Annotated in this window: 4 protein-coding genes and 1 pseudogene; 2 read left to right on the top strand and 3 right to left on the bottom strand. The window is 43.8% G+C overall.

Annotation, left to right across the window (positions count from 1 at the left end; genetic code table 11):
• From ACWB1W_RS04875 to ACWB1W_RS04865, 3 genes and pseudogenes are all read right to left on the bottom strand, one after another.
• A pseudogene (locus ACWB1W_RS04875) lies at positions 1 to 146 on the bottom strand (bifunctional diaminohydroxyphosphoribosylaminopyrimidine deaminase/5-amino-6-(5-phosphoribosylamino)uracil reductase RibD); the annotation flags it as partial.
• A complete protein-coding gene (locus tag ACWB1W_RS04870; protein ID WP_479370266.1) occupies positions 139 to 1,086 on the bottom strand; it encodes a bifunctional riboflavin kinase/FAD synthetase in 948 nt (315 codons plus the stop codon). The pseudogene ACWB1W_RS04875 and the gene ACWB1W_RS04870, both read right to left, overlap by 8 nt.
• The gene (locus ACWB1W_RS04865; RefSeq protein ID WP_479370265.1) at positions 1,087 to 1,452 is read right to left on the bottom strand and encodes a histidine triad nucleotide-binding protein; all 366 of its coding nucleotides are present in this window, start codon (positions 1,450 to 1,452) and stop codon (positions 1,087 to 1,089) included. It lies immediately after the preceding gene.
• Positions 1,453 to 1,501: 49 nt separating this feature from the next.
• On the opposite strand from ACWB1W_RS04865, the gene ACWB1W_RS04860 reads away from it, so the two are divergent.
• Together ACWB1W_RS04860 and ACWB1W_RS04855 are read left to right on the top strand one after the other, a co-directional pair.
• Positions 1,502 to 1,942 carry a DUF4878 domain-containing protein gene (locus tag ACWB1W_RS04860; protein WP_479370264.1) on the top strand — a complete coding sequence of 147 codons (441 nt, stop codon included), beginning with the start codon at positions 1,502 to 1,504 and terminating at the stop codon, positions 1,940 to 1,942.
• Positions 1,939 to 2,849 (top strand): glycosyltransferase family 9 protein (locus ACWB1W_RS04855; RefSeq protein WP_479370263.1); only part of this gene is annotated, 911 nt, incomplete at its 3' end. The genes ACWB1W_RS04860 and ACWB1W_RS04855, both read left to right, overlap by 4 nt.

The raw sequence follows: 2,849 nt of genomic DNA, 5'->3' as shown, positions 1-2,849 counted from the left end.
GCCTTTTCGTGGTATCCCAGTCCTATTATCTTTCCGTCTTTTACAACTACAGCACCCACCGTAGGGTTCGGGTGAGTGTATCCTTTCCTTTTCTTCGCAAGGGAAAGGGCTAGCCTCATATACCCTTCGTCTATCTCCCTAATCATTTACTTCCTTCCTTACCCTTTCCACGTCCTTCTTTATCTGGCTTATAAGCTCATCAACAGAGTTGAATTTTCTTTCCTCCCTAAGGAACTTTAAAAACTCAACCTTTATCCTCTTTCCCCTCAGATTCCCCTCGTAGTCAAGTATGAACACCTCAAGAACCCTCTTTCCTCCTCCGAAAGTGGGTCTGTATCCGTAATTCGCAACACCTTTGTACCTTTCTTCAACCCTTACCGCGTAAACACCTTCCTTTAAACAGAGGTTTTCCGTGTTCTGGAGGTTTGCGGTCGGAAATCCTATCTTACTACCTCTTCCCTCTCCCTTCACGACCTTTCTCCTGACCCAGTAGTTGTGCCCCAGGTATTTCTTTACCTCCTCAACCCTTCCCTCCCTTAGGAGCCTTCTTATGAGAGTGCTACTCACTACGTGGTCTTCAATTCTGAAGGGTTCCGCCTCTTCAACCTCAAAGCCCAGCTCCTCTCCTATTTCTTTTGCGAGCTCAATCTCCCCTTCTCTTTTGTAGCCGTATCTCCAGTCATAACCTACGAGGAGATACCTACACCCCAGTCTTTCGTAAAGTATACCCTTTAGAAACTCCTTTGCCCTTACCTTTGAAAAATCCCTGTCAAACCTTATAAATACCGTGTAATCAACACCGAGCCCCGATAAAATTTCTATCTTCTCGTCTATATCCGTAAGCTCACAGGGAAGCAGCTGCGGAGCAAGAACCTTCAGCGGGTGGGGACAGAAGGTAAGGACAACACTCTTTAAGTCTCTCTTTTTCGCCTCTTCCTTGAGTTTTTCTATCAGATACCTGTGTCCAAGGTGTATTCCGTCAAAATTTCCGACCGTTAAGGCAGTTCTTTCCCCTAATTCTTTTATTAAGGGGATTTTCTTATTGGGACAACTTTTTCCATTTAGGTCTAAAACGAAGGTTTTCATTTAGCCCGGAGGCCAATCCATCTTTCTTCCGCCTATCAGGTGGAGGTGAAGGTGAAAAACACTCTGTCCCGCATCTTTACCTACGTTGAAAACGAGCCTGTATCCCTTATTAAGATTCTCGTCCGGAGCTATACCGAGCTGTTCCGCTATCTTTCTGGCGACGTAAAACATATGTCCCACGAGGCATTCGTCCTCGGGCTCAATGGTTTGAACACCGACTATGTGCTTTTTGGGAACTATAAGAACGTGAACGGGGGCTACGGGGTTTATATCGTGAAAGGCGTAAACCTGTTCGTCCTCGTATACCTTCTTTGAAGGGAGTTCCCCCCTCACTATTTTGCAGAATATACAGTCCTTTTCCTGCATACAAGTTATTTTAATCTAAAATATTGAACTTAAAGGAGGTCGGCGGAGAATGAAAAAACCCGTTTTAATAATAGCGGCGGTTTTTGCAGGAGCACTTCTCCTAAAGTCCTGCGGAGAGCCTTACAGCGGTGCTAAGGAGACCGTTGACGAGTTTATGGAAGAGATAATGGAAGGGGAAGGAAAGGATGCCATAAAGTACGTCCACCCGACCTACAGAGACGAGCTCGCTAAGAACCTAAAGCTTCCCGTTCAGTTTACGGAGCTAAGACCCTCGGAACTACTTGCGTGTGTCTTCAGCACGATGGGTGCGAACATAGACGACGTTGACATAAAGGATGCCAGAATGCTTTCAAAATCAACCGCTAAGGTTATAGTGAGCGTAAAGGACAAGGAAGGCCTTGAGAAACTCTTTTCCTTCATAGTGGTAAAGGAAGGTAAAAAGTGGTATATAGCTAAAATAGAGAAGTATACACCCCCTATATCCGAGTGAAGGTATTAATCTGGCAGACTGCGTATCTCGGGGACGTGGTTCTCGCCACGTCCCTTATAAAAACCTTAAGGTTAAACTTTCCTGACGCAAAAATAGGTTTCGTAGGAAGACCTTTTATATCGGAACTCTTAAGAGGATTTGATATAGAACTAATTCCCTTTTCAAAGGGATTTTGGGAAAGTTTTAAGATAAGAAAGAAAATAAGGGAGTATGACGTAGTAGTTTCTCCCCATCGCTCAATGAGAACCTCTCTTATACTATACTTTTCCGGTATAAAGGAAAGAATAGGTTTTGACAGAGCGGAACTTTCCTTTCTCTATACAAAGAGGGTTAAGCACGAGTGGGGTATTCATGAGGTTGAGAGAAATCTTAGACTTCTTAAACCTCTCGGTGTAAAAAAATTTTTAAAAGAAACGGAGTTAAAACTTGGAGAGGGGGAGTTTAAGGAAATTCTTAAAAAATTTTCCCTAAGGGAAAAAGAGTACGTAGTTATTTCCCCCTTCTCCAACTTCAGGCTCAAGGAGTGGAGTATAAAAAACTGGGCTAAGCTAATAAACGAGCTACACATTCCCGCGGTTATTACGGGAACGAAGCACGACATTGAAAAGGTTAAGGAACTAAAATTGTTAACTAAAAAGGATTTTTTAAACCTCGTTGGAAAAACGAGCCTGAGGGAGCTTATGGGTGTTATAAAGGGGGCTAAGCTCGTTATCGCTAACGACTCCTCTCCCGTTCATATAGCAAATGCCTTAGGTGTTCCGGCCATAACCGTTTATACCGCAACCTCCGAGATTTACGGCTTTTATCCCTTGATTGGAAAGTATTTAAAAAATCCCGCTCCGTGTTCTCCCTGCTCTCCGAACCCGAAGATGTGTAAAAGGAAGGATGAACTGTGTAGGAGCTTACC

The sequence above is a fragment of the Aquifex sp. genome (assembly GCF_056494385.1).
Note: the sequence above shows the minus strand (reverse complement) of the source record. Positions and strands in the feature narration are given on the sequence as shown.

Coding starts and splice junctions, on each gene's coding strand:
- ACWB1W_RS04870 (WP_479370266.1), bottom strand. CDS start 1,086: ATGAAAACCTTCGTTTTAGACCTAAATGGAAAAAGTTGTCCCAATAAG.
- ACWB1W_RS04865 (WP_479370265.1), bottom strand. CDS start 1,452: ATGCAGGAAAAGGACTGTATATTCTGCAAAATAGTGAGGGGGGAACTC.
- ACWB1W_RS04860 (WP_479370264.1), top strand. CDS start 1,502: ATGAAAAAACCCGTTTTAATAATAGCGGCGGTTTTTGCAGGAGCACTT.